This window comes from Streptococcus sp. Z554 (assembly GCF_053010305.1).
In genome coordinates this window covers 100,354-126,778 of the sequence record NZ_JBRKNV010000001.1, presented here as the reverse complement: position 1 = coordinate 126,778, position 26,425 = coordinate 100,354, and the positions used below count along the sequence as shown (strand labels likewise).

27 protein-coding genes and 2 pseudogenes are annotated in these 26,425 nt (G+C 39.4%); 6 read left to right on the top strand and 23 right to left on the bottom strand.

Annotated features, from left to right (window positions below; translation table 11 throughout):
* Positions 1-27 precede the first annotated feature (27 nt).
* Both ACVC7R_RS00700 and ACVC7R_RS00695 read left to right on the top strand, forming a co-directional pair.
* A complete protein-coding gene (locus tag ACVC7R_RS00700; protein WP_447263078.1) occupies positions 28-966 on the top strand; it encodes a DHH family phosphoesterase in 939 nt (312 codons plus the stop codon).
* A gap of 92 nt (positions 967-1,058) precedes the next feature.
* Positions 1,059-1,301 (top strand): type B 50S ribosomal protein L31, encoded by a 243-nt coding sequence (locus tag ACVC7R_RS00695; protein ID WP_414275324.1) that lies wholly within the window; start codon positions 1,059-1,061, stop codon positions 1,299-1,301.
* A 335-nt stretch (positions 1,302-1,636) separates the two neighbouring features.
* On the opposite strand, the pseudogene ACVC7R_RS00690 reads toward ACVC7R_RS00695, so the two are convergent.
* Positions 1,637-1,732 (bottom strand): annotated as a pseudogene (locus ACVC7R_RS00690) (DNA recombinase); the annotation flags it as partial.
* Between the two features lie 328 nt (positions 1,733-2,060).
* Between ACVC7R_RS00690 and ACVC7R_RS00685 the strand changes: the two are divergent.
* Both ACVC7R_RS00685 and ACVC7R_RS00680 read left to right on the top strand, forming a co-directional pair.
* Positions 2,061-3,104 (top strand): 2,3-butanediol dehydrogenase, encoded by a 1,044-nt coding sequence (locus ACVC7R_RS00685; RefSeq protein WP_447263077.1) that lies wholly within the window; start codon positions 2,061-2,063, stop codon positions 3,102-3,104.
* A 270-nt stretch (positions 3,105-3,374) separates the two neighbouring features.
* A pseudogene (locus ACVC7R_RS00680) lies at positions 3,375-4,346 on the top strand (tyrosine-type recombinase/integrase); the annotation flags it as partial.
* 87 nt (positions 4,347-4,433) lie between these two features.
* Here the strand turns inward: ACVC7R_RS00680 and ACVC7R_RS00675 are convergent.
* The 4 genes from ACVC7R_RS00675 to ACVC7R_RS00660 all read right to left on the bottom strand — a co-directional run bounded on the left by ACVC7R_RS00675 (position 4,434) and on the right by ACVC7R_RS00660 (position 8,218).
* Positions 4,434-4,709: an HU family DNA-binding protein gene (locus tag ACVC7R_RS00675; protein ID WP_447263076.1), complete on the bottom strand. Its 276-nt coding sequence runs from the start codon at positions 4,707-4,709 to the stop codon at positions 4,434-4,436.
* 108 nt (positions 4,710-4,817) lie between these two features.
* Positions 4,818-5,654, bottom strand: coding sequence for a DegV family protein (locus ACVC7R_RS00670; RefSeq protein ID WP_214261802.1), 837 nt, complete (start codon positions 5,652-5,654; stop codon positions 4,818-4,820).
* Between the two features lie 178 nt (positions 5,655-5,832).
* The gene (locus tag ACVC7R_RS00665; protein WP_447263075.1) at positions 5,833-7,065 is read right to left on the bottom strand and encodes a tetratricopeptide repeat protein; all 1,233 of its coding nucleotides are present in this window, start codon (positions 7,063-7,065) and stop codon (positions 5,833-5,835) included.
* Positions 7,055-8,218 (bottom strand): AI-2E family transporter, encoded by a 1,164-nt coding sequence (locus ACVC7R_RS00660; RefSeq protein ID WP_447263074.1) that lies wholly within the window; start codon positions 8,216-8,218, stop codon positions 7,055-7,057. Before ACVC7R_RS00660 ends, ACVC7R_RS00665 begins: the two co-directional genes overlap by 11 nt.
* A 189-nt stretch (positions 8,219-8,407) precedes the next feature.
* Between ACVC7R_RS00660 and ACVC7R_RS00655 the strand changes: the two genes are divergently transcribed.
* Complete coding sequence (locus ACVC7R_RS00655) at positions 8,408-9,421, top strand: lactonase family protein (protein WP_447263073.1); 1,014 nt, start codon at positions 8,408-8,410, stop codon at positions 9,419-9,421.
* A 199-nt stretch (positions 9,422-9,620) separates the two neighbouring features.
* Here ACVC7R_RS00655 and ACVC7R_RS00650 read toward each other — a convergent pair whose 3' ends face one another.
* The 13 genes from ACVC7R_RS00650 to ACVC7R_RS00590 form a co-directional block, all read right to left on the bottom strand.
* A complete protein-coding gene (locus ACVC7R_RS00650) occupies positions 9,621-10,040 on the bottom strand; it encodes a F0F1 ATP synthase subunit epsilon (protein WP_006148659.1) in 420 nt (139 codons plus the stop codon).
* 10 nt (positions 10,041-10,050) lie between these two features.
* Positions 10,051-11,457, bottom strand: coding sequence for a F0F1 ATP synthase subunit beta (gene atpD / locus ACVC7R_RS00645; protein ID WP_006152632.1), 1,407 nt, complete (start codon positions 11,455-11,457; stop codon positions 10,051-10,053).
* Positions 11,458-11,538: 81 nt separating this feature from the next.
* Positions 11,539-12,417, bottom strand: a complete 879-nt coding sequence (locus ACVC7R_RS00640) for a F0F1 ATP synthase subunit gamma (RefSeq protein ID WP_004253324.1) — start codon at positions 12,415-12,417, stop codon at positions 11,539-11,541.
* Positions 12,418-12,432: 15 nt separating this feature from the next.
* Positions 12,433-13,938, bottom strand: a complete 1,506-nt coding sequence (gene atpA / locus ACVC7R_RS00635) for a F0F1 ATP synthase subunit alpha (RefSeq protein ID WP_004253321.1) — start codon at positions 13,936-13,938, stop codon at positions 12,433-12,435.
* Positions 13,939-13,952: 14 nt separating this feature from the next.
* Positions 13,953-14,489 carry a F0F1 ATP synthase subunit delta gene (locus ACVC7R_RS00630; RefSeq protein WP_447263072.1) on the bottom strand — a complete coding sequence of 179 codons (537 nt, stop codon included), beginning with the start codon at positions 14,487-14,489 and terminating at the stop codon, positions 13,953-13,955.
* Complete coding sequence (atpF, locus tag ACVC7R_RS00625) at positions 14,489-14,983, bottom strand: F0F1 ATP synthase subunit B (RefSeq protein WP_447263071.1); 495 nt, start codon at positions 14,981-14,983, stop codon at positions 14,489-14,491. Before atpF ends, ACVC7R_RS00630 begins: the two co-directional genes overlap by 1 nt.
* Before the next feature lie 18 nt (positions 14,984-15,001).
* A complete protein-coding gene (atpB, locus tag ACVC7R_RS00620) occupies positions 15,002-15,718 on the bottom strand; it encodes a F0F1 ATP synthase subunit A (RefSeq protein WP_447263070.1) in 717 nt (238 codons plus the stop codon).
* Positions 15,719-15,750: 32 nt separating this feature from the next.
* Positions 15,751-15,951, bottom strand: a complete 201-nt coding sequence (locus tag ACVC7R_RS00615) for a F0F1 ATP synthase subunit C (protein ID WP_004253309.1) — start codon at positions 15,949-15,951, stop codon at positions 15,751-15,753.
* A 229-nt stretch (positions 15,952-16,180) separates the two neighbouring features.
* Positions 16,181-16,492 carry a CHY zinc finger protein gene (locus ACVC7R_RS00610; protein ID WP_447263069.1) on the bottom strand — a complete coding sequence of 104 codons (312 nt, stop codon included), beginning with the start codon at positions 16,490-16,492 and terminating at the stop codon, positions 16,181-16,183.
* Between the two features lie 14 nt (positions 16,493-16,506).
* On the bottom strand, positions 16,507-17,793 hold the full coding sequence (locus ACVC7R_RS00605) for a peptidase U32 family protein (protein ID WP_447263068.1): 1,287 nt from the start codon (positions 17,791-17,793) through the stop codon (positions 16,507-16,509).
* Positions 17,794-17,916: 123 nt separating this feature from the next.
* The gene (locus ACVC7R_RS00600) at positions 17,917-20,124 is read right to left on the bottom strand and encodes a ComEC/Rec2 family competence protein (RefSeq protein WP_447263067.1); all 2,208 of its coding nucleotides are present in this window, start codon (positions 20,122-20,124) and stop codon (positions 17,917-17,919) included.
* Positions 20,108-20,758, bottom strand: coding sequence for a helix-hairpin-helix domain-containing protein (locus ACVC7R_RS00595; RefSeq protein WP_447263066.1), 651 nt, complete (start codon positions 20,756-20,758; stop codon positions 20,108-20,110). Before ACVC7R_RS00595 ends, ACVC7R_RS00600 begins: the two co-directional genes overlap by 17 nt.
* A gap of 66 nt (positions 20,759-20,824) precedes the next feature.
* On the bottom strand, positions 20,825-21,394 hold the full coding sequence (locus ACVC7R_RS00590; RefSeq protein ID WP_447263377.1) for a GNAT family N-acetyltransferase: 570 nt from the start codon (positions 21,392-21,394) through the stop codon (positions 20,825-20,827).
* 176 nt (positions 21,395-21,570) lie between these two features.
* On the opposite strand from ACVC7R_RS00590, the gene ald reads away from it, so the two are divergent.
* Complete coding sequence (gene ald / locus ACVC7R_RS00585; RefSeq protein ID WP_447263065.1) at positions 21,571-22,683, top strand: alanine dehydrogenase; 1,113 nt, start codon at positions 21,571-21,573, stop codon at positions 22,681-22,683.
* 213 nt (positions 22,684-22,896) lie between these two features.
* On the opposite strand, the gene ACVC7R_RS00580 is transcribed toward ald, so the two are convergent.
* The 5 genes from ACVC7R_RS00580 to pyrH form a co-directional block, all read right to left on the bottom strand.
* A complete protein-coding gene (locus ACVC7R_RS00580) occupies positions 22,897-23,883 on the bottom strand; it encodes a PhoH family protein (protein WP_414339306.1) in 987 nt (328 codons plus the stop codon).
* 83 nt (positions 23,884-23,966) lie between these two features.
* Positions 23,967-24,182, bottom strand: a complete 216-nt coding sequence (locus ACVC7R_RS00575) for a YozE family protein (protein ID WP_447263064.1) — start codon at positions 24,180-24,182, stop codon at positions 23,967-23,969.
* A gap of 8 nt (positions 24,183-24,190) precedes the next feature.
* Positions 24,191-25,045: an RNA-binding virulence regulatory protein CvfB gene (gene cvfB, locus ACVC7R_RS00570; RefSeq protein ID WP_447263063.1), complete on the bottom strand. Its 855-nt coding sequence runs from the start codon at positions 25,043-25,045 to the stop codon at positions 24,191-24,193.
* Positions 25,046-25,105: 60 nt separating this feature from the next.
* Positions 25,106-25,663 (bottom strand): ribosome recycling factor, encoded by a 558-nt coding sequence (gene frr / locus ACVC7R_RS00565; protein WP_074324176.1) that lies wholly within the window; start codon positions 25,661-25,663, stop codon positions 25,106-25,108.
* A gap of 7 nt (positions 25,664-25,670) precedes the next feature.
* A complete protein-coding gene (gene pyrH, locus ACVC7R_RS00560) occupies positions 25,671-26,408 on the bottom strand; it encodes a UMP kinase (protein WP_251935742.1) in 738 nt (245 codons plus the stop codon).
* Positions 26,409-26,425: the final 17 nt, after the last annotated feature.

Sequence of the window (26,425 nt, the reverse complement as noted above, 5' to 3'; positions counted from 1 at the left end):
TGAAATGAGAAAGAATTGAGGTTCATTATGGAAATTTGCCATCAAATTTTAGAAAAAATCAAAGAATACGATACTATTATCATTCACCGTCATATGAAACCAGATCCCGATGCTTTGGGGAGTCAGGTAGGTTTGAAAGCTCTTCTCACTCACCATTTTCCAGAAAAGACCATCAAAGTAGTTGGTTATAACGAACCAACTCTAACTTGGATGGCGGAAATGGATACTGTCCAAGACAGTGACTACCACGGAGCTCTTGCTATTATTTGTGATACAGCGAATCGTCCTCGTATCGATGATAAACGCTACGAACAAGCTGATTTCACCATCAAAATCGATCACCATCCAAATGATGATATCTATGGTGACCTATCATGGGTGGATACAAGTTCAAGCAGTGCCAGTGAGATGATTGCTCTTTTTGCTGAAGCTACAAAGCTTGAGTTATCAGATTACGCTGCTAAACTATTGTGTGCAGGAATTATCGGTGATACTGGCCGTTTCCTTTACCCTTCGACTTCTGCACGTACGCTTCGTATCGCAAGTCAACTCAGAGAACATGATTTTGACTACGCTGAATTGATGCGTAAAATGGATACTATGAGCTTTAAAATTGCTAAACTGCAGGGTTATGTCTATGATCACTTAGAAGTTGATGAAAATGGTGCTGCACGTGTTATTCTCACCCAAGAGATCTTGAAGAAATACGACGTTACTGATGCGGAAACAGCAGCCATCGTTGGGGCTCCGGGCCGTATCGATACTGTTAGCCTTTGGGGAATCTTTGTGGAGCAAGCAGATGGTCACTATCGCGTACGTCTTCGCAGTAAATTTGTCCCTATCAATGGTGTCGCAAAAGAACATGATGGCGGTGGCCATCCCCTTGCTAGTGGAGCAAATTCTTATAGTTTAGAAGAGAATGAGCTCATCTACCAAAAATTAAAAAACTTGCTGAAAAATAGATAAAAAGCTTGCCAAACTTTTCAGAATCTGATAGACTAGTATGGTAACAATCTATGGCTCGCAAAGAGACCATGGCAGAAAGGAAATATTGCAAAATGAAAAAAGATATCCATCCAGAATATCGCCCAGTTGTCTTCATGGACACAACTACTGGTTACCAATTTCTTAGCGGTTCAACAAAACGCTCTAGCGAAACTGTTGAGTTCGAAGGCGAAACTTACCCATTGATCCGTGTGGAAATTTCATCAGACTCACACCCATTCTACACTGGACGTCAAAAGTTCACTCAAGCAGATGGACGCGTGGATCGTTTCAACAAAAAATACGGTCTCAAATAATCAACCGCATCACTTGTATACGGTTGAACAAAAACAACTTCGATTCGGAGTTGTTTTTTTTGTTTCATTTATTTTTTCAATCTTAAATTTCTTTATAGCTTATAATGGTTCCAATTCTTATTTCTACTTCTACTTTTGTAGCAAGTTCTCTATAAAACAAAAAAAACTACTAACCAAGCTTGACGCTTGATCAATAGGTTTTTTATAAAATCACTTTCTGTTAAAATTTTAACATTATTTAATGTAAACTCATGATCAAAAAAATCCTTTATTTTCCCCATGATTTCTTGGTCATTGTAATTTTCTTGAGAAATAAGGTAGTAAGCGTCATCCTCTTTAAATAGCAATAAACAATTAGCCTTAATAAAATCTTCTGTTTGAGTTTTTAGAAAATCATCAGGATTCTTAAACTCAACTTGATAATAATTCATTTAATTTCACCTCTTTTTATTGATAATTTAAGTTTACAAAAAAGAGTGGACAAATTATGTCAACTCGATTGTTTTTATCAAAAAATTAAAAATTAGAAAACCTACTCCTTATTTAGTAAAATAGTTGAGATAAATCATGTTAGCAATAAAAATGCAGTATAGATATTCTAATACACGTTATTACAAAAAATTGATTTCGAAATCTATAGATTTCGAAATCAATCATTTCAATCCTTAAAGTTGACAAAAGAATAACAAATGTTTATAATATTATTTGTAAGCGTTTTCTTACGAGAAAGCAATATATAAATAAAAAGGAGTTATCCATATGGCTACTATGAAAGCTGCTCGCTGGCATGGCAAGAAGGACGTTCGCATCGAGGAAGTAGAAGTACCAAATATCCTTCCGCATCAAGTAAAGGTTGCTGTTAAATTTGCAGGAATCTGTGGAACAGACTTGCATGAATACTTAGACGGGCCAATTTTTATTCCAACTGAAGAGCATGTTTACTCTGGTCAAAAGGCACCAGTAACCCTAGGGCATGAATTCTCAGGTGAAATTGTGGAAGTCGGAAGTGATGTAACTCGTGTCAAAGTTGGGGATCGCGTGACGATTGAACCAATTTTGGCAAAACATAACCTAATCGGTGACTACAACCTTGATCCAAACTTGAACTTCGTCGGCCTTGCGGCAGATGGTGGTTTTGCGAAGTATTGTGTGCTTGATGGTGATATTGTGCATGTGATTCCAGATAGCTTGAGCTATGAACAAGCTGCGCTTACAGAACCTGCAGCTGTTGCTGTTTATGCCGTTCGTCAATCTGCATTGAAAACTGGGGATACAGCCGTTATCTTTGGCTTGGGTCCAATCGGTCTTTTGATTGTTGAAGCCCTTCGTGCAGCAGGAGCATCAAAAATCTATGCGGTTGAATTATCTCCTGAACGCCAAGCGAAAGCGGAAGAATTGGGAGCAATCGTTGTTCGCCCAGAAGAAGGAGAAACAATCGTCGAAGCCATCCATCGTTTAACAGGTGGTGGAGCAGATGTTTCTTATGAAGTAACAGGAGTTCCTGTTGTTTTAGGTCAAGCCCTTGCAGCGGTTCATAAAGCTGGTGAATGTATGGTTGTATCTATCTGGGAACGTGAAGCTAGCATCAATCCAAATGAATTCGCTATCCAAGAAAAAACCCTCAAAGGGATTATCGCTTATCGTCACATCTTCCCTAAAGTATTGGAATTAATGGAACAAGGCTACTTCTCTGCTGAAAAATTGGTTACCAAGAAAATCAAATTGGAAAATATTGTTCAAGATGGCTTTATCGAATTGACGCAAGATAAATCTCAAATCAAGATTTTGGTAGAACCAGAATAAGCATAAAATAATTATTATTTAACAACTAGAAATCAGTCGGGATTATCTCATCCCGATTTTTTAGATTTCAAACAATTATATTTTTAAAAACACAGACAGTAACACTTGTCTGTGTTTTTGATATTTATTAATAAAATACTATCATTGGTAGGATTTACAGAATCGCCAGCCGGAATCAAAACAAATGCAGGATTACCAAGAGAATTATTCTCTCCCGTATTTAATACTAATAGAGGATATTCTTTCTGTCTTGTAAATGTTGTAATTTCACTAGAAAGCTCAGAAATGCTTTTTACAGAGCTTTTTGATCAATGGTGGTCCATTCTACAAACAAGGGATTAAACGTTCTTCCATCGCTTCATTAAGCGGAAATATCAAAGAGATAAAAGATGACTTCGGAATTGGTATCAAAGTTTCTAAAATTGATCCAAAATATGTTCAATCATACCTAGATAAACTCGATTGCTCAAGGAATAAAAAAGAGCGAAATAAGTCCATGCTCAATCTTGCTTTTGATTATGCAATAGACCTTGGCATTATCAAGGATAATCCAGCTAGGAGAGCTAAGCTTCCAAGAGTTAAAAAACTTTAGAAGATTGGAAAAAAGTAGAACAAAAATATCTTGAAGAAGATGAAATCAAAATGCTATTGAAAGAACTATATCGTAGACCAAATACTTATCGGATTGGACTGCTCTCTGAATTCATGAGCCTGAATGGTTGTCGTATTGGGGAATCTATGGGGATAGAGCCTCATAATGTTGATTATGAATCTAACATCCTGCAGCTTCACGGAACCTACGACCACACAAATGGATATCAGAAAGGTGAAAAGACTTCACCGAAAACCCTGGCATCCTATCGCGAAACCGTCATGACCACCAGTGAAAAAGAGATATTAGAAGAGATGGAATTCATGAATAAACTAGAGAAGAATATCAATCTTCGTTATAAAGACATGGGCTTCATCTTCACAACAAAAAATGGAGCCCCTCTTCAAACAAATTCTTTTAACCTTGCTTTAAAAAAAGCAAATGAAAGACTTGAACATCCTATAAATAAAAATCTTATAAGCCATATCTTCCGTCACACCTTAGTCAGTCGTTTATCTGAAAATAATGTGCCACTCAAGGCTATTATGGATCGTGTGGGCCATTCAGATGCAAAGACTACTACTCAAATTTATATCCATATTACTAAAAAAATGAAATCAACAGTTGCAGATATCATGGAAAAGTATTGATCTTTGCCCCAAAGATACCCCAATATAACAAAAAAAGCCTGTCACACAAGCTCAAATGCTTGATATGACAGACTTTTTATAAAATCATTATTTAACTGCTTCTTTAAGAGCTTTACCAGCTTTGAATGCTGGAACTTTAGAAGCTTTGATTTTGATTTCTTTACCAGTTTGTGGGTTGCGACCTTTACGAGCTGCACGTTTACGAACTTCGAAGTTACCAAAACCAATCAATTGAACTTTTTCACCAGCTGAAAGGAATTCAGTTACAGCTGCGAATACAGCGTTAACTGCTGCTGCTGAATCTTTCTTAGTCAATTCTGTAGCTTCTGCTACTTTAGCGATCAAATCTTGTTTGTTTGCCATGTTAATGAATCCTCCAAAATTATTTCTAATTAACACTTATAATCATAACCTAAAATTGCTTTTAGGTCAAGTCAAAAACACCTTTTATCTCAATTTTTCTTCATTTTTTTAGGAATTATAGCGAATTAAGATTGCCCAGGCATTTTCACCGGTGTGAGTTTGGATAATTGATCCTGTTTCTAGGACTGAAATTGGTTTTTCAACGTAAGGTTGTAGAACAGCTTTCATCTCGTTTGCCCATTCATTTGTACCTGCATAAGAAATACCAATCTCTGCTACTGAACGATTTGATAGAGTGGCTACTAATTCATCCAACCATTTCTTAAAGGTTTTAGAACCACGGCCCTTAACAATCGGTTGAAGCTCATGGTCTTTCATCTGCATGACTACTCGAATATTTAGTAAAGAGCTCAACAAACCAGTAACACGACCAATACGTCCTCCCTTAACGAGGTTTTCTAAAGTTGAAACACCGATGTAGAGTTCAGTATGATTTTTAACATCTTCTACATGCTCCAAGATGGTTTCTAAGTCTTTTCCTTCTTGAGCTAGTTTAGCAGCTTCTACAACTTGGAACTTCAATGCCTGATCTGTGAATGAACTATCTAAAACAGTGACATCTGCTGTTGATAAACTTGCTCCTTGACGCGCTGCTTCAACAGTTCCTGATAAAGCATGGGACATATGGATAGCCAAAATCTGACTACCATCCTTACCCAATTCATCAAAAATCTCTGCAAAGAGGCCAACTGGTGGTTGACTGGTCTTAGGAAGATTTTTACTAGCGAGCATCAAGCGAAGAAATTCTCCTTCTTCAAGATCTGCATCCGAATAAAGGACACTATCAATCATGACAGATAATGGAACAACAGTAATATCAAATTCTTTAACCACTTCTGGTTCAATAGTAACAGAAGAATCCGTTACAATTTTTACTTTTGTCATATTTCCAATCTTTCTATTTTTACTAATTTTATAATTCAACTTATAACTGTAACAATTATATCAAAAAATTATCAAAAATTCATACTATATCTATTTATTTTGAATACTGAAACTTGAATTCTTTTTAAAGAGGCCATCAAAAATAACCGCCTCTTTAGAGGCGATTATTAGGGATATCTTACATTAAATGATGATACAATTCCTGCATCTGCATATCATCTGGAACTAAGTGAAGATAAGCTTGGATGTATCCTTTTGCTTCTTCTAGCTTGCCTAACTCTCTTAATAAATAAATATATTGCTCCAAAAACTCTGGATTGTCTTTGAGGTCAGTAGCAAGCTCCTTATAGAGATCATAGGCAGCATCTAATTCTTCCGTCTCTTGATAGCTTCGAGCGATCATCCATTTAGTCAAGAGGTTTTCAGGCTCATAGACTGCTAAAGCGAGAATATCTTCGTATCTTTCTTGTTCTTGGTAGATGGTTGCTAAGCGTAGCAAAATTTCTTCCTGATCATCAGCATTCTCTTGTGCTTGTAGCAGATAAGCTTCTGCTTGCTCAGGTTGATGCAACTCGTAAGATAGCTGAGATGCTAGGAGTAAGAGCCGCGTTTCAAAAGGATTTTTTGACAAGCCCTGTTGCGCTATTTTAAGTGCTTCTTCTGTTTGATGCTCTTTATGCAACGCTTGACTATAGCCATACTCGTATCCTTCAAAATCTGGGGAAATAGTATCCAATTGTTTAAAGTACAAGGTTGCTTTTTGGTAGTCCTCTTGGTCAAAATAGAGACTCGCAAGCTCAAAGGCTGTTTGGTCATCATATTCTAATTCTAAGGCTTTTTCTAGAAATTCTATTGCAGATTCGAACTTCCCTAAACGTGCATAAGCAAGACCAATTCTCTGATAGGTCGAAATTCCAGTTTGATCATAGATAAGACGATTATCTAATTGAGCATAGCCTTTAATGGCCTCTAAATCGTTTCCTAGCTCACTATCTAGCTCAGCTAGTCCAAATATTAGGAGAGGGTCATCAGAGTATCTACGAGCTTCTAAGAGCTTCTCACGCGCAACATCTGTCAATCCTTCCATCTGATATAAATCTGCTTTTAAGGCAAGAGCTGATACGTACCATTCGCTTTCTGGACCAATCTTCTCTAAATAGTCAAAAGCCTCTTCGATAAGTCCGTCCTCACCAGCTATTGCAGCTAGATTGATGTAGACTTCTGGAAATTTCGGTGCTAATTTCTCATAGATTTGTGCAGCTTGTGGGAAGAAACCAATCCCTTCCAAATAAGCAGCAAGTTCAAGAAGAACGTCATCTGAATCTTCTTCTAAAGCTTTTTGGAAAAAAGATTCTGCTTTTGATAGATTTTGTTGCTCCAAAGCTTCGAGCATTTGTTGACTATTGTTCACCTTCAGTCTCCTCTACTGGCTCATAAAGTCCACTAACTCCTTTATACCAATCAAAAATTTCTGAGATAACTACTTTTGCAGAAGCGTAGATTGGAATACCTAGCAATACACCCCAAATACCGAACATAGAACCTGAAGTTAATAGTACAAAAAGAATCGTAATTGGGTGAATATTTAATTGGCTACCTAAAATCAGTGGAGAAACAAAACGTCCTTCAATAGTTTGCTCTACAATAAAAACGATAATAACTTTTAAGAGCATAACAGGACCTGCAATTAGACCCAAAACCAGGGCTGGAATCATAGCAAGAAAACTACCTAGATAAGGAACTAAATTGAGAATACCGGCAGTAATACCTAAAGTAACAGCATAGCGTAGTCCGATAATCTTGAAAAAGATAATAAACATGATAGCGACGATTACAGCTACTGTGATTTGTCCTCTTACATAGTTAGACAGTTGCTGATTGACATCTGTTAATACCTTACCAACTGGTTCTCTCAATTTATTTGGTAAAAATTGAGTAATATAATCTCTAAGTCCTTTTCCATCTCGAAGGAGATAAAAGAGCATAAATGGCATGATAATGAGAGCGACAATGACCTGTGAAGTTCCACTGATAAGAGCACTCACCCAGTTAACAGCCTTAGAAGAAATATTACTTGCCCAAGCAGTTGCTTGTGTTGAAAAATTAGCAAGAACTTGTTCCAGTTGGGGTCTAAAATCATCAGGTAAACGCTTGGTTACCAGCTCATCAATAACTCTGTCCGCATCTTCGAGATAACTTGGCACATTTTGTGCAAAAATGACTACTTGACGTTGAAGATTTGGAATCGCAACGGCTAGTCCAATAATCAAGAGAATGGCAATAATGATAAAGATAATACTAATGGCTAATACACGGTTTATCTTATACTTCTCCATCAAATCTACTAGTGGATTCAAGAGGTAGAAAAGAAGTCCCGATAAGATAACCGGCAACATCACTACTGATAAAAAGTCTATAACTGGGATAAATAAAAAGCTAATTTTACTGAGAATAAAAATATTGAGACCTATTAACAAGGTCACCAAGAAAACAGTAATAGCTTTATTGTCTAAAAACCATTTAAAAAACCAAGATAGGGTAAAGTGTTTCTCTTTTTGTTCCATTTTTTCTTCCTTTCCTTTGTCCTAACATTATACCATGTTTTAAGAAAAATAAGGGGTTTTTATAGTCTTTTAGTAAAGGATAAATGTGTCTACTTGACAAGTGAAGAGCTCTTTTTTCTGACTTAGAATTTTCATCCAGCAGGCCTTTTTATGTTATAATTGAATTATATTTTTTCTAGAGGTATGAATATGAAAGAAATAGTATATTTTGGAACCTATACACGACGTACTTCCCAAGGGATTTACAAGGCTGATTTTGATACAGAGACTGGCAAGCTCTCAAATTTAGAACTATTTGCAAGCGAGCCAAGTCCGACCTACCTAGCCTTTGATCAGCATCAACATCTCTATACTGTTGGAAGCCATGATGACAAAGGTGGAATCGTAGCATACAAAATGGATGGCGTCCTCCTAAACCACGTCGTTGAAGAAGGTGCTCCTCACTGCTATGTTGCAGTTGATGAGACACGTAGTCTAGTCTATGGTGCTAACTACCATAAAGGCCAAGTCTTAGTTTATAAGCGTAAAGAGGATGGCAGTCTTGAATTGGCTGACAAGGTTCAACATACTGGCCATGGTCCACATGAAAACCAAGCTTCTCCCCACGTACACTTTACTGATTTAACACCAGACCAATATTTGGTAACTTGTGACTTAGGTACTGACGAGGTCATTACCTATGATATCAATCCAGAAGGAAAGTTGACTAAACTAGCAACCTATAATTGTAACCCAGGCGCTGGTGCTCGTCATCTTGTTTTCCACAACCACTATAAGATTGCTTATCTTATCTGTGAACTCAATAGTACGATTGAAGTATTGATTTACGATGGAGTCGGAGAATTCGAACAAATGCAGGTCATTTCAACCTTACCAGATGACTATAATGGTTTTAATGCTACTGCTGCTATTCGTCTTTCTAAAGATGGCAAATTCCTCTACGCTTCTAACCGAGGTCATGATTCGATCGCTGTCTATAGCATTTTAGCAGATGGAAGTTTGGAATTGTTAGAGATTGTTCCAACCCATGGGAAAAATCCTCGTGATTTTGATTTGTCCCCTGACCAAGAGTTCCTTATCGCTGTTCACCAGGATTCTGATAATGCTACTATCTTTAAGCGCAATCCTGAAACTGGTAGACTGGCAGAACTCTCTAATGAATTTCAGGTTCCTGAAGCAGTCTGCATTCACTTTTCTAACTAAGACAAAATAAAAATGAGGCTGGGACAAAAGTCCTAGCCTCTCAATTTTCTTTGGATTGTCGAGCAAGACGCAGTGGTTGAGTGGGATCTACTACGCTGATTTCATCAGCTTTTACAGCCCTACTCAACTGTGCGGAGGTGGGACGACGAAATCGAATTATAACGAATGACCGATTTCTGTCCCACTCTCATTTTTTATTTTATAATTTATTTCCGACATTGATACGGTTAATGGCACGTTGCAATGCAATTTTAGCACGGCGTTCTTGGTCAATCAAGTGTTTGTCTTGTGCTTCTTCGATTTCACGTTCTGCACGAAGTTTAGCACGTTCAGCACGACTAACATCGATATCACGTGCTCGTTCAGCAGAGTCAGCAATAATGGTAATCACATTATTAGCAATCTCAATGATTCCTCCGTTTACTGCAATCCAGTTCACATGAGTATCATCATCGATGCGTTTAACCTTTACTTCATCAACTGCTAGAACCGCAATCATATTTTCATGTCGTGGCAAGATCCCCATCTCACCATCCAGAGTTCGTACCGATACAAAGCTGGCATGGTGATCATAGACGAGGCCATCTGGTGTCACGATCTGGACAGTTAAATGTGCCATAGATCACCTCTTAAAATCCCATTTTTTCAGCCTTAGCAATAACGTCTTCGATTGAACCTACTCCACGGAAGGCATCTTCTGGTAGGTGATCGTATTTACCGTCAAGAATTTCCTTGAAGCCACGAACAGTTTCAGCTACTGGAACATAAGATCCTGGTTGACCAGTAAACTGTTCTGCAACGTTGAAGTTTTGTGACAAGAAGAACTGAATACGACGTGCACGAGCAACTAAAGTCTTTTCTTCATCAGAAAGTTCATCCATACCAAGGATGGCAATAATATCTTGCAATTCGTGGTAACGTTGAAGAACACGTTTCACTTCAGCAGCTACAGCATAGTGCTCTTCTCCAACAATCTCAGGCGCCAAGGCACGTGAGCTTGAAGCAAGTGGGTCAACGGCTGGGTAGATACCCAATTGAACCAATTTACGTTCCAAGTTAGTTGTTGAATCCAAGTGAGCAAAAGCTGTTGCTGGCGCTGGGTCAGTATAGTCATCCGCTGGCACGTAGATTGCCTGGATAGAGGTTACAGAACCCTTCTTCGTTGACGTGATACGTTCTTGCAATTGACCCATTTCTGTTGCGAGGGTTGGCTGGTAACCAACGGCTGAAGGCATACGGCCCAAGAGGGCAGATACTTCTGAACCTGCTTGCGTGAAACGGAAAATGTTGTCAATGAAAAGAAGAACGTCTTGACCTTCTACATCACGGAAATATTCAGCGATTGTCAAACCAGTAAGGGCAACACGCATACGTGCTCCTGGTGGTTCATTCATCTGACCAAATACCATGGCTGTTTTCTCGATAACGCCTGATTCCTTCATTTCCCAGTATAGGTCATTCCCTTCACGAGTACGTTCCCCAACACCAGTAAATACTGAGATACCACCGTGTTCTTGGGCAATGTTGTGAATCAATTCTTGGATCAATACGGTCTTACCAACTCCGGCACCACCGAAGAGTCCGACCTTACCACCTTTAAGGTAAGGGGCAAGAAGGTCGATAACCTTGATCCCTGTTTCTAAAATTTCTGAAGAGGTAGACAATTCATCAAAAGTGGGTGCTTTTTTATGAATTGGCTGACGCTCTGCATCTTCACCGAAAGGAGCTTCCAAGTCAATGGTATCTCCCAAAACGTTGAAGACACGTCCTAGAGTTTCTTTCCCAACAGGTACTGAGATTGGACGACCTGTGTCCAATACTTCCAAACCACGGGTCAAGCCATCAGTTGATTCCATAGCGATGGTACGAACCATACCATCTCCCAACTCCAAGGCTACTTCAAGGACGATTTTCGTTTTTCTTTCGTCATTTTTGTAGACGACAAGTGCATTATTAATCTCTGGTAGTTTCTCACCTGCTGCAAACATGACGTCTACAACGGGACCGATAACCTGAGCAATTTTACCTGAACTCATCTACTTCTCCTATTCTGTATAAGATACTATCGGTTCCTAGAATGCCTAGGTCCTAAGTTCATTTCTCTGAGCAATATTGCTTTATTCTAAAGCACTAGCTCCTGCTACGATTTCTGTAATTTCTTGTGTAATCGCCGCCTGTCTGGCACGGTTATACTGAATGGTCAAATCATTGATAACTTTTTTAGCATTATCTGTTGCTGTTTGCATAGCCGTCATCCCTGCCGCATTTTCAGCTGTCTTGGCATCGATAATAGCACCGTAAATCATACTTTCTGCAAACTGTGGCAATAGCTGATCCAAGATTTCTTCACGACTTGTTTCAAGCTCAAATGTCAAGCTGTAGTTATCATCTGCTTCATTTGGGTCCAAGTCGACAATTGGAAGCATCTGCTCCACACGCATTTGACTTGTCAGTGTATTGACGTGGTGGTTGTAGCAAACATAGAGCTCATCGAAAAGTTCATTTTGATACATTTCAATGGTTTTTGAAATAATCTTGCGAACTTCATCGAAGCTTGGTTGGCTTGCTAGACCACGCAATTCATAAATTGGCTGAATACCACGAGCTTTAAAGAAGTCTGCTCCCATACCACCGATACAGATGACTTCAAAATCATCACCTGAAGGATGGTATTCTTGTTGAAGTTCCATGACTGCCTTCAAGATTGAAGAATTATAGCCTCCAACAAGACCACGGTCAGATGTAATGACGATATAGCCTGTTTTCTTGACAGGGCGACTAATCAACATTGGATTCGTTGATCCGCCAGCACCATCTCCGTGAAGGATGTCTGTAAGGAGTTTACGGACTTTTTGAGCATAAATCTGGAAGTTGCGTGCAGCTTCTTCAGAACGACCTAACTTAGCTGCAGAAACCATCTGCATGGCGTTAGTAATTTGACTAGTATTTTTCGTTGAGGCGATTTTTGTTTTAATATCATTTAGAGATACTGCCATCTGACACCTCTATTCTTATTGGAAGCTGGATTGGTTGAGAAACTCAGTAATCGCAGCATCCAAGACTGCTTCTTCTGGCAAGTCTTTTGTTTCACGAATAGTTTCCAAAATCTCTGGATGTTGCGCATCAAAGAAGGCATGGAATTCTTCCTCAAAACGAACAATATCATCAACTGATATAGTATCTAAGAATCCATGAGTCAAGGCATACAGAATGGTTACTTGTTTCTCAACAGGTAGTGGTTTATGAACTGGTTGTTTCAATACTTCTACAGTACGACGACCACGGTTCAATTTAGCTTGAGTAGCAGCATCCAAGTCTGAACCAAACTTAGTGAAGGCTTCTAACTCACGGTATGAAGCAAGGTCGATACGAAGAGTACCCGCAACCTTCTTCATCGCTTTAATCTGAGCTGAACCACCAACACGAGATACAGAAGAACCTGCATCAATGGCTGGGCGAATACCCGCATTAAAGAGACTATCACTTAGGAAGATTTGTCCATCCGTAATAGAGATTACGTTTGTAGCGATATAAGCTGAGATATCTCCAGCTTGTGTCTCGATAAATGGAAGAGCCGTGATAGATCCACCACCAAGTTCATCAGATACTTTAGCAGAACGCTCAAGTAGACGGCTGTGAAGGTAGAAGACATCCCCTGGGAAGGCTTCACGTCCTGGTGGACGACGAAGAAGAAGGGAAAGTTCACGATAGGCTACTGCTTGTTTAGATAAGTCATCATAAACGATCAAGACATGCTTACCTTGGTACATGAACTCTTCTGCCATGGCAACACCAGCATAAGGTGCAAGGAAGAGCAATGGTGAAGGCTGTGAAGCTGAAGCTGTCACAACGATTGTGTAATCCAAGGCTCCGTATTGACGAAGTGTTTCTACTTGTGTACGAACTGTTGATTCTTTTTGACCAATCGCAACATAGATACAAATCATATCTTGACCTTTTTGGTTCAAGATAGCGTCAATTGCGATGGTAGTTTTCCCTGTTTGACGGTCACCGATAATCAACTCACGTTGACCACGACCAATTGGTACAAGGGCGTCAATAGCTTTCAAACCTGTTTGCAATGGTTCTGAGACAGACTTACGTTGCATAACACCAGGAGCTGGTGCTTCAACGGGACGAGTCTTATCTGTGTTAATCGGACCCAAACCATCCACTGGACGACCTAGAGGATCCACAACACGTCCAATCAAGCTATCACCAACAGGGACTTCCATGATTTTACCCGTACGACGAATAGTATCGCCTTCACGAATATCTGTAAAATCACCAAGAATGATGATACCAACATCCGTTGACTCTAAGTTTTGCGCCATACCATATGAGCCATTTTCAAAAATCAACAGCTCACCACTCATGGCATTTTCAAGGCCATGAGCACGCGCAATCCCGTCCCCGATGTAGGTTACAACACCAGTTTCAGTCACATCAAAATTAGGTTTGAAATTTTCAATTTGTTGCTTAATTAAAGCGCTGATTTCTTGTGCGTTAATTGCCAAAAGAACACCACTTTCTATTTCAAATTTTCCTTAACAACTTTAAGTTGTTGTTTAATACTCACATCAATTGTCTTGTGATTGGCAATAATAACAAAACCACCGATTAAACTATCGTCGATTTTTTCCTTAATACTACGAACCTTTAAAGACATCTTCTTCTCGATTAGAGGAAGGAGGCGTTCTTTCTGTTCGTCAGTCAAAGGATGTGCAGACAAAATAGTCACTTCAAAACGATTGGTTTCTTTTTCAAGACGATTCAAGCAATCTACAATCACATCATAAAAAAGATTGGATCGATGATTGTAAAGCAGAACCTCGATAAAGTTTTGCATTAAAGGTGACACAGAACCTTGGAAAAAACGAACTGTTTTTTCTTTATCCGACTCATCTACCTCCACTTGAGATAAAAAAATAGGTAAGCCAGTTTCTTCAGCAACTTGCTTGATTTGAGTCAAGTCTGAAAAAATAGAGTCTTCTTCTCCTTTTTCAATCACCAATTGGACAAAAGGCATGCTGTATTTTTCAATTACCTTTAAAGTCTTTTTGTCCATTAAGCTTCTCCTAGCTGATCGATATACTGATCAATGAGTTCTTTATGGCCCTGACTGTCAAGGTTTTTAGAGATAATTTTTCCAGCTAGACTGATTGTCAAGTCTGCCACATCTCCCTTAACACTTTGTAAAGCTTCAGCTTTATCTTGAGCAATTTCTTGGTTGGCTTTTTCTTTTAAGCGGCCTGCTTCAAGTTTAGCTTCGGCTAAAATATCGGCTCTACTTTTCTCTGCAGTTTCCTTTGCATTCTCGATAATCGTTTTAGCTTCGGTACGGCTACCTGCTAACTCAGCTTCACGTTTGCTAGCTAGTTCCTCAGCCTTTTTACGGGCTTCCTCGGCACCATCAATATCTGAAGAAATCTTTTTAGCACGTTCATCCAAAATGCTGGAAATATTTCCCCAAGCATATTTTTTCACTAAAAAGATCAATAAAAGGAAGGAACCAGCGATAAGAATAAAGTCACCGATAATGGTACTAATAGTTAAATCCATCTTCTAATCCTCCTCTACTTACTCTTCCCCTTCATTTATTTTTTTACCAATGTACATAGATGACAACATGGTAAATACATAAGCCTGAATACATGAAATGAAAATTGAAAAGGCAGTCCATAACATGTTTGCGATAAAGGCAAAAGGATACCAATACAAAGCATATTGTGACAAGGCTAATAGCAATCCAGCTAAGACCTCACCGGCAAAAATATTTCCGTAGATCCGAATCGCCAAGGAAGCAAAATTGGTGAACTCTTCTAAGATGTTCATCGGAGTCATAAAGCCAGGTGTAACAAATGCTCTCAAATATTCTTTAACGCCTCTACGACGAACTCCTTCTACATGGGCGATCAAAGTGATCAAGAATGAGAGGGATAAATCGTATCCAAGGTTGGCTGTTGGAGAAGTCCACAAGTTATAACCGTTTGTTGTTTGTACTTTTGCCATTAAACCAATATTATTGGCAACCAAGATAAACAAGAATAGAGAAAATAGGAACAAGGAATAGTCCTTGATGTATGAATCTCCAATGTTTGGTTTTGCAAAACTAACCACAAAGTCATAAATCATCTCAAGAGCATTTTGTTTGCCCTTGGGACGGATGGTCATTTTTCGACTTGCCCAATAGACAAAGGCAAAAACCATCAAAACAGTTACAAGAGACATGGCAAGCAGGGTCAAATCAAAGGATATTGGTCCAATATTAACGGTTGGATTCAAACTTTCTTCCATGGTTTGACACCTCCATTTCTAAATAGAGTTGTCTATTTAATGACAAATGCCATCGCCAAGGTTACAAAGAAGGTACCTTCTACAAAGGCAACACCAAGAATCAAAAGGCTACGTAATTGATCAATAATTTCAGGTTGACGAGCTGCAGATTTAAAGAGATTACTCATAATCAATCCTTCTGCAATAGATACACCCATACAGGCAAGACAAAGTCCGAAAAATGTTAAATTCATGACGAATTCTCCTTTTTTAAATTAAATTTACATCCCTAGTTTAGTCCTAAAATCTGCTTTTGTCAACTTTTTGCTTGTAATGGAAGCGTTTCGAATCATTTATTTCCAATTTTACGATTTTCAAGACGATTATATAGAAAATTTTATTCCCATTTCACGACACTTTCACTATCTTTCTTTGTTTTCTGAAAACAAAAATCCGAGTTTTACAACTCGGATTTAGCATTTCTCATCTGAAATAAATTGAATGATGACTCTGGCAAGCTGGATTAAATACAGCATTACAAAATGGACAAGTTCCCTTCTCGGCATACTCCACATAGGTTAGTGTATTTCCACAGGAACCACAGTTGATTGGTCTATCCTCTTTCAGATTTAAAGGATAAGGACTAAATGTATGTGTTTCTAAATCATTGTGACACCGATAACAGGCGTAGTATTTCTTACAATCATAGCACTGAAGGGCTACGATATCTTTGTCACTATGATAATGAACACATCTGCTTTCATCATCAACTAGTAAGCCCTGAGCTTGAACCATTATTTCATCCTTATCTAGGCACGAACTGTGACGCTTGTTCCATCTTCTTTGTATAGATTAATCAGACCTTCTTTCAAAGCACGGACCATATCACCTGCTTGTACTGGCTGAGGAACCTTGATAGTCAAAAGTTCCATTGGATTTGGTGCACGGTCAATTTTGTTACCTTTAGCATCATGAAGGTCTTCGATATAAGTTTCAAAATGACGGAAACCTGGTCCGTAGAACTCAACTTGGTCACCTTCATTGATAACATTCCGTTGACGAATAGTTGCTGTTTGTGTAGCATCATCATAAGCTACTACTTCTGCAACAAACTTGTATTCTGGAATCTTACGACGAGCACCGAACAGTTGTTCATTTTCAGATGGTGTTCCGTAGTAGAATCCTGTAGCCAATTCACGTTGAGCTACCTTCCACATTTCATCAATCAAGTCTTGCTTGATAGCCTCAAACTTTTCAGGGCTCTCAAGGTAAGCATCAACGGCAGCCTTGTAGCAGTTTGTCACTGTTGAAACATAGTGGATGGACTTCATACGGCCTTCAATCTTCAGACTGTCCACGCCATTTTCAATCATATCTGGAATATGGTCAATCATCGACATATCAACAGCTGACATAGAGAATTCTTCAGGAATTTCTCCCTTAAGGCTCTTACGTTCTCTACCGAATGGCATGTCATAAAGATCGTATTTCCAACGACAAGATTGAGAACATCCACCACGGTTGGCATCGCGCATACTCATGTGGTTAGAAAGGGTACAACGACCAGAGTATGAGATACACATCGCTCCGTGGACAAAGGCCTCAATCTCCACGTCTGTACGTTTACGAATTTCCGCCAATTCTTCCATGGAAACCTCACGCGCCAAAACGACACGAGTCAAGCCAAGTTCTTTCCAGAATTCTAATGTTTCATAGTTAGTCGCACTAGCTTGTGTTGACAGGTGAATTTCAAGTCCTGGGGCTTCCGTTGCTGCAATCATAATCAAGGCTGGATCTGATACGATAACCGCAGCAATACCAATGTCACGTAGTTTACGGAACCATTCTCCAGCGCCTTCTTCATTTCCTTCGTGCATAACCATATTCGCTGCTACATATACCTTAGCGCCATATTTAGCCGCAAACTGAACCCCTTCTTCCATCTGCTCAAAAGTGAAGTTCCCTGCACGGCTACGAAGACCATAGGCCTGACCACCGATAAAGACAGCATCTGCTCCATATTGAACAGCTACTTTCAATTTTTCTAGAGTCCCTGCAGGTGATAGAACCTCAGGACGTTTCAAAGTTTTTGTCATGTTTTCTCCTATTTGCAATATAAAAGTTTGACACTAATCTTTACCATTTTATAGCAAAAAGGTTCTAAAATCAAGTTTTGATTGATTGTTTAGACAATTTTAATTTTCTAGGAATGTCCAAATTTATCGAACGGTTTCTAATTTCCAAGTGTTCCAGCCTTTAAAACGAATGGCTCCCTTTTTATCTGTTCTGTAGATTGCATTCTCAACTTCTTTATCTTCTTGGTTAATTACTTTAAATTTTTTCTTCTTGTCTACCGACATGACAGTCATTTTGGGTTGTAAAGTTTTATAGACCTCGGTATCAGTCTTTTTCTTAGATGATGGCTGATGAGTGATCACAACATCTGCTTGGAATTTGGGATCATAGTTAGTTAGGGATTTCTCCTCTATATTTCCAGTAACTAGAAAAGTTTGATTTAGTAGTTTTCCATACATGGCTATTGAGTCATTTTTATTCTTGTCTTGAGTTGGGATTACTTCCAAACTACTACCAAAAACAAATAAGCTCTCTCCTCTTTTGACAGCACGTACGTTGACTTTGCTTTGCTTGAGCTCATCCATAAATTCTTGCTTAGACAGAGTTTCTTCAGTTACTAAAATTTCTCCTAAGACGAAGACTTTACTGATTTCTAACACATGGTCTAGTTGCTGAGGTTCACTGGTCGTTAGCACAAGCTGATCAATCTTTGCAACTCCTCTACTTTTTAGATAAGGGATTAAACTACGCTTGGCAGTGCTAGTGGTGACTTTCTCCTGCCAGACTTCTTTCTTTTCAACTTCAGACTTTTCCCCGACATCCAGTAGGATGGTCTTTCCTGTCATGTCTCTTAGGAAAATGCTTCTTCCCTGATCCATATCTAAGACCGTGATTTCATTTTCCAGTGGGTGTTTGGTTACAAAAAAGAGAGATAGGGCAAATAGGACAATGATCGGTATTTTATTCAAATGTTTACGATAATCATAGACAAGAGCCAAAGACATTAACAGAAATACCAAAACCCAAAGACTAGGTTGACCAAAAACTAAGGGCCTAGTAGATAGCTGAGAAACATAGCGAATAATTCCTTCCAGCCATTCAAAGAGAAAGTTGACCTGGGTAATAGGATATATCCATGACAGACAGAAGAGAATCGATAAGAGGGGTAAAAAAACCATATCAAATAAGAATGAAAAAGCAAAGGTCAAGAGGATAGACCACGGTTGAAATTCAGAAAAGTAAAAGGACAGAATCGGCAGGATTCCTAAGGAAATAATGAAACTCTCTCTCACTAGACCTTTTATTCCTTCTACTTCCTCACCAGTCATGGTCAGGATAAAGGCATAGGCACAGGAGAGCACTCCTCCAGCACTTAGGAAGAAATTCGGCATCACAATGAATAAGACTAGGACTGTCAGAGCAAAATTATCGAGTGACTTAAAGCCATGTTGAGCCAAAAGTTTTTGTAAGAGGCTTCTAATAACAGAAGCAGAGAATCCTGTTAAACCTGCATAAACTAAGGAAAATGGATAGGCTATCCATTTGAACATTTCTTGCGTCAAGCCCAAACGCAATAGTAACTTCTTAAAAGCATCCATGAAGAAACCAACCTGCATACCAGATAATGCAAAGAGATGAATAATCCCTAAACTTGAGTAGAGTTCATTCATTTCTTCAAAGTCTGTATCTAAATGTCCCAATAAAAGACCTGTCATATAATTGCGCATGGGGTCGGGAAAATTCCTTTTTATCCAAACGACTGCTTTTCTCCGCAAGCTTGATAGATTTTCCCCTATATCCCAACTAGATATTTTCCTTGATTCGACAATTTCAGATATGGTCAAGGTCTGATAAATCCCCTGAGTTTTGAGATAGTTTCGATAATCAAAACCAGCAAAATTACTTGCTCCTTGAGGACTAGCTAGTTTTCCTTTCACTACCATTTCGTGCAAGTCAGATAACTCTTGAAATTTTTCCTTCTCAGATTCTGTCTGGAGCTTATAATAGACTTGATAGAGTCTACCATCAGCCTTTCCACGAAAGGATAGACTATCTCCATTCACCTTGATGGTATCAGGCAATATTCGCACTGTATCAACCGAGGCAACAAGGCTACGACTAGCTACTTCTTGCTGCCATTTCTGAAATAAAAACCAGCTAGCAAACAGTCCACAAATCAAGAGAACCTTGGTCACAGTCTTCCATGGAAATTGGAAAAAGAGACAAAATAGTAAAAAGACAAAACCAAAAAGCGCTAACACACTTGCTGAAAAGATTGCATAATAGAGCCATAATAGTAGAAAACTGAGATAGATTTTGGGGATGGGTAGGCGACTAATCCACTGTGACATATTCTTTTAACTTTTCTACTGTCTTAGCACCAATCCCCGAAACTTTCTTGAGGTCATCAACAGACTTGAACTGACCATTGGTTTCGCGGTGGTCGATGATGTCCTGAGCACGTTTGCCTCCCAATCCCTTAACCTGTTTTAGCTCCTCTAAACTGGCTTTATTGAGATTGACTTTCTTGTTTTCTTTGTTGTTAGAAGCATTTGAATGAGGATCTTGGTTAGCTGTTTCTTCCTTGGTCGGAACATAAACAAGTGCTTCATCACTAATTCTCTGGGCGAGATTGATAGACTTACTATCAGCATTTTCTGTAAGTCCACCCGCTTTTTGAACAGCATCATTGATCCGACTTCCAACTGGCAAATCATAGATTCCAGGTGATTTGACGGCACCTTTGACATCGACAGTAATCAGATCTTGCTCCACCACCTCTTCTGTCTCCGATTTCTGGCTCTTCTCCTCTTTTTCGCTAGCTGAATCCTTTGAAACAGTTGTAACTTCAGCTTGAAAGTTTGTTTCCTTAGCAGGTGCTTGAGTTGATGGCTTCAGGAGTAAACATCCACCCAATACCAAGCCCAAACCAGCAAAGATGACAATGATTTTGTATTCTTTTATTTTCTCAATAAGTTCTTCCATATTTTCTCCTCTCTTAGCTTATTCGTAAGAGAAAGAAAAAAACGGCTGAAAAAATTTTTCAACTGCTTACTTATTTGCAAAATATCCTTCCTTGGTCAAGATATAATGAACTCTTGTCACGATACGACCTTTTTCATGCTGGTCCATAGTAGCATATGGTTCTTCGTGGGAGAAGCGCATGCCTGATTTCTCCATGACCTTGCCTGACGCAGGATTATCCTTATCGTGAAGGGCTGTCAACTTATTCATTCCGATTTCTTCAAAGGCCAGTTTAATGACAGCTCGATTGGCTTCTGTCGTCAAACCTTGATTCCAATATTTTTGATTGATAATGTAGCCAATGGATGCCTTCTTGAGAACAGTATCCACCTTGTGCAAATCAATAGTTCCGATAAACTCTCCTGTATTTTTAAGTTCTATTCCCCATCGACCCAAGGGACTGGCTAGATAAAACTGAGCAATATTGTTCTTGGTTTCCTCTAAACTTTGATTGGTTGGAAAAGTATAGCGCGTATTTTCTTTATCTGAAGCATACTCAAACATAGCTTCTGCATCACCCAATGTCACAGGTCTTAGAACCAAACGTTCAGTTTCGATAACGGGATGCTTCGCTAGTTTGATAAATAGTGATTCCATCATTTCACCTCCCAAAATAGGTTTTTAAAAGAATAACATAAAAGAAATAGGTTTACAAGTTTTTCTTGCAATTTACAACGGTTTCATATAAAATAAGAACATCACAAGAAAAGACTGGGTTCTTCCCGTGATGATTTAATATAAGAATCCAGAGTTTTAATAAGGAGCAAATCTCTATGCTAATTGGAATTCCAAAGGAAATTAAAAATAATGAAAATCGTGTTGCTTTGACACCTGCTGGTGTACAGAGTCTCGTTGGTCGTGGACACCGTATCCTCATCGAAACAAACGCTGGTCTTGGCTCAGGGTTTACTGATGCTGACTATGAAAATCAAGGAGCAGAAATTGTCGCAACTGCTGCTGAAGCATGGGCTGCAGAGTTTGTTGTTAAAGTCAAGGAACCCCTTGCTAGTGAGTACCAGTTCTTACGTGACGATCTACTTCTCTTCACTTACTTGCACATGGCAGCAGCTCCAGAATTAGCAGATGCTATGCTTGCAGCTAAAACAACTGGTGTTGCTTATGAAACGGTACGCGATACTGAAGGTCAACTTCCTTTATTGGTTCCAATGAGTGAGGTTGCAGGTCGTATGGCTGTCCAAATCGGGGCTCACTTCTTGACTAAACAAGCTGGTGGTTCAGGAGTTCTACTCGGTGGTGTTCCTGGTGTTCCAAAAGGAAAAGTCACTATTATCGGTGGCGGTGTCGTTGGGACACACGCAGCACGTATCGCTCTTGGTTTAGGCGCTCAAGTAACCATTCTTGATATCAGCGCTAAGCGTCTTTCAGTCCTTGAAGATGTCTTTGGTCACCAAATCCAAACCCTCATGTCTAACCCATTTAATATCGAAGCAAGTGTGCGTGAAGCAGACGTTGTTATCGGTGCAGTATTGATTCCTGGTGCTAAAGCTCCGAAATTAGTAACAGATGACATGGTCCAACAAATGCGGCCTGGTTCTGTTATCGTAGACGTTGCTGTAGACCAAGGTGGTGTTATCGCAACGGCTGACCGTGTGACAACCCACGATGAGCCTGTCTATGAAAAACACGGTGTTCTTCACTATGCAGTTGCTAACATTCCTGGAGCTGTTGCTCGTACTTCTACTATCGCCCTTACAAATGTGACACTTCCATATATCGAAGCCTTGGCAGGAAAAGGATTTAAGAAAGCAATCCTTGAAGATGCTGGTTTGCTTGAAGGTGTAACAACTTATCAAGGTCAACTTACAAGTCAACCAGTTGCTGAAGGTTTAGAACGTGACTTTACACCTATCAGTGAACTTGTTTAAAATGATTTATAAATTAAAACTACAAAAATAAGAGGCTGGGACAAAAGTCCTAGCCTCTCATTTGTCTTTGGATTGTCGAGCAAGACGCAGTGGTTGAGTGGGCTCTACTGCGCTGATTTCATCAGCTTTTACAGTCCTACTCAACTGTGCGGAGGTGGGACGACGAAATCGAATTCTAACGAATTACCGATTTCTGTCCCACTCTCTTTTTCTTTATTCTGTTTCTTCTTGATTTTCTTCAGCTTTGACAGGTCGAGGTTCATAGGCTCTGATAATCTGAGCAACGACTGGATGGCGAACCACATCCTTGGCTGAGAAGTGTACAAAGTCAATCTGGTGAATATTCTTAAGTTTTTCCTGGGCATCAATCAAACCTGATTTAACATTACGCGGCAGGTCAATCTGGCTAATATCCCCATTGACAATCATTTTAGAATTAAAGCCTAAACGTGTCAAGAACATCTTCATCTGCATGATCGTTGTATTTTGTGCTTCATCCAAAATGACAAAGGCATCATCCAAGGTACGACCACGCATATAGGCCAATGGTGCAATCTCAATAATTTCTCGCTCCATGAGACGAGTTGTTTGGTCTTTCCCTAAAATCTGATATAAGGCATCGTATACAGGACGAAGATAAGGATCAACCTTTTCCTTAAGATCTCCTGGAAGAAATCCCAAGCTTTCTCCAGCTTCTACTGCTGGACGAGTCAGGATAATACGCTTGACTTGGCCACGTTTGAGAGCTGTCACTGCCAAAGTCACTGCTAGAAATGTCTTACCCGTACCAGCAGGCCCAATTCCAAAGGTAACGTCGTGATTCTTAACACTATCAACATAAAGTTTTTGCCCCAGTGTCTTCACACGAATAGGCTTACCAGTATTGTCCTTGATGATTTCTTCTTCATAGAGGGCAACAAATTTATCGATTTCATGATTTCTCACCATATTAATGGCTGTCACCACATCTGGAGTTCCGACAGTCATACCACGATTGACCAAGACCATCAAGGCTTGTATAACCTGTCGTGCTTCTTCACAAGAAGACTCCTCTCCCAAAACTTGTACAATCTCTGTACGGGCATGGATGATAACATCTAACTCTTCCTCCATCAAACGAAGGTGGCGTTCATTGGAACCAAAAAGATGAAACAGGTCATCTGGATGACTTAACTGAATGTCTATTGAATGTTCCTTCAAACAAAGAACCTCTCTAACTCTTTAATTTCTTTTTATTATAGCAAAGGCATTTAGAAATTGCTATCCCTAATACCTCTGCCATTTTAATGTTCTAAATATTCCTGCCAGATACGATCGAAGTCTCCCATATTAAAGGAAAAACTGGCATGTTCTTCTAAAAATCGACTGACTTGATCAAAATCATCGGTATGTTTTGGGAAAGCTGACTCCTCAAAGGCAAGATCCGCTAAAATTGCTTTAGGATTATTACTTTTAGGATTGCGCTCTGTCATCAGCCAAGTATAAAATGATTTTCGCATAAGCCTCCCTAAATTAACTCCGTACCAAACTGGTCTTGTTTAATTTTTCCAGCTTTCATTAAAACACCAAGCGCCTTTTTAAATTGACCTTTTGAGATACCAAAAGTTGCTTTAATGTCATCTGGTGAAGATTTGTCATTTAAGGTCATAAATCCACCGTTGCTTTCCAAGTAGGTCAAAATCATTTGTGCATCATTCTCTAACATCTCGAAAGAGCGAGGTTTTAGTGAAAGATTAAGTGTACGATCCACCTCACGGAAACCAATGACACGTACATCTAACACCTGCCCCAAACGAGGCTCTGCATAACGCTCACTTGGATGAATAAAGCCCAGCATGTTATTCTCCGGTAAATAAACGAAGGTACCTGACAGCTTGAGACGATAAACAATTGCAGGCCAGTTTTGATTCTGCATGTTATTATAGGCTGGACGTGCTAGTCGTTGGAAGTCCTCCTGATAAGCCAAGATTCCCCAAATACGGTCCTTCTTATCTACATCTAGACGAATATAGAGCTTATCGCCCTTCTTTGGCCAGAGCTCTTTGAGTTCAGGTAGGATATCCAGTGACACAACGATTTCCTTGTCAGGAAGTCCTGTATCCACAAAGACACCCAAATCCTTACGAACTTCTGTTACTGTTCCCCAACCAAATTGATCCTGGGTCGCAGTCACTTCTAGGGTCGTCAAGCGAAGTTTTTGCTTCATATCCGTGTAGGCGAAACCTTTGACCGTATCACCAACTGAATGCTGACCTTCTTCCTTAGCAAGAGCGTATGTTTGACCATCCTTTTGAACAAAGTAAAAACGGTCATTTTCATCGATGATAAGTCCAACGATAAAACTTGCAAGATTTGTATTCATGTTTCCTTCTTTCGAATAAAACTCAGCCAGCAATGCCAACTGAGTTTTTCTGTTTATTTTTTAGACTTCCAAGATTTCTTTTTCTTTATTGGCAGTCATGTCGTCGATGTGTTTAACAGCATCGTCTGTCGCTTTTTGAATATCTTTTTCAAGAGTCTTCAATTCATCTTCAGTGATTTCTTTAGCTTTTTCTTGTTTTTTAGCTTCATCCATAGCATCACGGCGAATGTTACGGATAGCTACTTTAGCATTTTCACCAACTTTTTTCACTTCTTTAGCGAGATCGCGACGAGTTTCTTCTGTAAGAGCTGGGATTACCAAGCGAATAACAGAACCATCGTTAGCTGGCGTGATACCAAGGTCTGAAGCATTCAAGGCACGTTCGATATCTTTTAAAGAAGATTTATCAAATGGTGTTACCAACAAAACACGCGCTTCAGGAATGGTGATAGAAGCAATTTGGTTCAGAGGTGTTTCGACACCATAGTATTCAACGTTGATACGGTCAAGCAAGCTTGCGTTCGCACGACCTGCACGGATACCACCAAACTCACGCGCAAGTGAGTGGTGAGATTGAGTCATTCTCTCTTTAGCTTTTTCTACAATTGCGTTAGCCATATTTTTCTTATTCCTTTTCTTCGATATTGTTTGAAACTGTTGTTCCGATATTTTCACCAAATACAACACGTTTAATATTGCCAGGCTGATTCATATTAAAGACAACCAAGTCAATGTCATTATCCATTGATAGAGTTGAAGCCGTTGAATCCATGATACGGAGACCTTTATTGATCACATCACGGTGAGTCAATTCTTCAAATTTAACAGCAGTTTTATCTTTCTTAGGATCTGCATTGTAGACACCGTCGACACCATTTTTAGCCATCAAAATAGCGTCCGCTTCAATCTCAGCTGCACGAAGAGCCGCTGTTGTATCTGTAGAGAAGTAAGGTGAACCAATTCCTGCGCCAAAGATAACAATACGTCCTTTTTCAAGGTGGCGAAGGGCACGTCCACGAATATAAGGCTCTGCTACCTGTTGCATGGCAATAGCTGTTTGTACACGAGTATCAACACCAGCTTGTTGCAATGAATCTGCCATCACAAGAGCATTCATAACTGTCCCAAGCATTCCAGTGTAATCCGCTTGAACACGATCCATCCCAGCTTCTGCTGCAGGTTCTCCACGCCAAAGGTTTCCACCACCGATAACCAAAGCAATTTCAATTCCTAGCTCGTGAACTTCCTTGATTTCTTGGGCCATACTTTGGACGGTCTTGATATCAATCCCGATACCACGTTCGCCAGCAAGGGCTTCACCAGATAGCTTGATTAAGATACGTTTATACTTAGGTTCTACCATTTTCTCTCTCCTTTTTT

What these genes read in the sequence shown, in the direction of transcription:
- ACVC7R_RS00685 (WP_447263077.1), top strand. Translation starts at nt 2,061, where the DNA reads ATGGCTACTATGAAAGCTGCTCGCTGGCATGGCAAGAAGGACGTTCGC.
- ACVC7R_RS00595 (WP_447263066.1), bottom strand. Translation starts at nt 20,758, where the DNA reads ATGGAAGAACTTATTGAGAAAATAAAAGAATACAAAATCATTGTCATC.
- ACVC7R_RS00600 (WP_447263067.1), bottom strand. Translation starts at nt 20,124, where the DNA reads ATGTCACAGTGGATTAGTCGCCTACCCATCCCCAAAATCTATCTCAGT.
- atpD (WP_006152632.1), bottom strand. Translation starts at nt 11,457, where the DNA reads ATGAGTTCAGGTAAAATTGCTCAGGTTATCGGTCCCGTTGTAGACGTC.
- ACVC7R_RS00590 (WP_447263377.1), bottom strand. Translation starts at nt 21,394, where the DNA reads ATGGAATCACTATTTATCAAACTAGCGAAGCATCCCGTTATCGAAACT.
- pyrH (WP_251935742.1), bottom strand. Translation starts at nt 26,408, where the DNA reads ATGGTAGAACCTAAGTATAAACGTATCTTAATCAAGCTATCTGGTGAA.
- ACVC7R_RS00650 (WP_006148659.1), bottom strand. Translation starts at nt 10,040, where the DNA reads ATGGCACATTTAACTGTCCAGATCGTGACACCAGATGGCCTCGTCTAT.
- atpB (WP_447263070.1), bottom strand. Translation starts at nt 15,718, where the DNA reads ATGGAAGAAAGTTTGAATCCAACCGTTAATATTGGACCAATATCCTTT.
- ACVC7R_RS00695 (WP_414275324.1), top strand. Translation starts at nt 1,059, where the DNA reads ATGAAAAAAGATATCCATCCAGAATATCGCCCAGTTGTCTTCATGGAC.
- atpF (WP_447263071.1), bottom strand. Translation starts at nt 14,983, where the DNA reads ATGGATTTAACTATTAGTACCATTATCGGTGACTTTATTCTTATCGCT.
- ACVC7R_RS00670 (WP_214261802.1), bottom strand. Translation starts at nt 5,654, where the DNA reads ATGACAAAAGTAAAAATTGTAACGGATTCTTCTGTTACTATTGAACCA.
- ACVC7R_RS00610 (WP_447263069.1), bottom strand. Translation starts at nt 16,492, where the DNA reads ATGGTTCAAGCTCAGGGCTTACTAGTTGATGATGAAAGCAGATGTGTT.
- ACVC7R_RS00700 (WP_447263078.1), top strand. Translation starts at nt 28, where the DNA reads ATGGAAATTTGCCATCAAATTTTAGAAAAAATCAAAGAATACGATACT.
- ACVC7R_RS00675 (WP_447263076.1), bottom strand. Translation starts at nt 4,709, where the DNA reads ATGGCAAACAAACAAGATTTGATCGCTAAAGTAGCAGAAGCTACAGAA.
- ACVC7R_RS00655 (WP_447263073.1), top strand. Translation starts at nt 8,408, where the DNA reads ATGAAAGAAATAGTATATTTTGGAACCTATACACGACGTACTTCCCAA.
- ACVC7R_RS00660 (WP_447263074.1), bottom strand. Translation starts at nt 8,218, where the DNA reads ATGGAACAAAAAGAGAAACACTTTACCCTATCTTGGTTTTTTAAATGG.
- ACVC7R_RS00605 (WP_447263068.1), bottom strand. Translation starts at nt 17,793, where the DNA reads ATGACAAAAACTTTGAAACGTCCTGAGGTTCTATCACCTGCAGGGACT.
- ACVC7R_RS00615 (WP_004253309.1), bottom strand. Translation starts at nt 15,951, where the DNA reads ATGAATTTAACATTTTTCGGACTTTGTCTTGCCTGTATGGGTGTATCT.
- ACVC7R_RS00575 (WP_447263064.1), bottom strand. Translation starts at nt 24,182, where the DNA reads ATGCGAAAATCATTTTATACTTGGCTGATGACAGAGCGCAATCCTAAA.
- ACVC7R_RS00640 (WP_004253324.1), bottom strand. Translation starts at nt 12,417, where the DNA reads ATGGCAGTATCTCTAAATGATATTAAAACAAAAATCGCCTCAACGAAA.
- ACVC7R_RS00630 (WP_447263072.1), bottom strand. Translation starts at nt 14,489, where the DNA reads ATGGACAAAAAGACTTTAAAGGTAATTGAAAAATACAGCATGCCTTTT.
- frr (WP_074324176.1), bottom strand. Translation starts at nt 25,663, where the DNA reads ATGGCTAACGCAATTGTAGAAAAAGCTAAAGAGAGAATGACTCAATCT.
- cvfB (WP_447263063.1), bottom strand. Translation starts at nt 25,045, where the DNA reads ATGAATACAAATCTTGCAAGTTTTATCGTTGGACTTATCATCGATGAA.
- ald (WP_447263065.1), top strand. Translation starts at nt 21,571, where the DNA reads ATGCTAATTGGAATTCCAAAGGAAATTAAAAATAATGAAAATCGTGTT.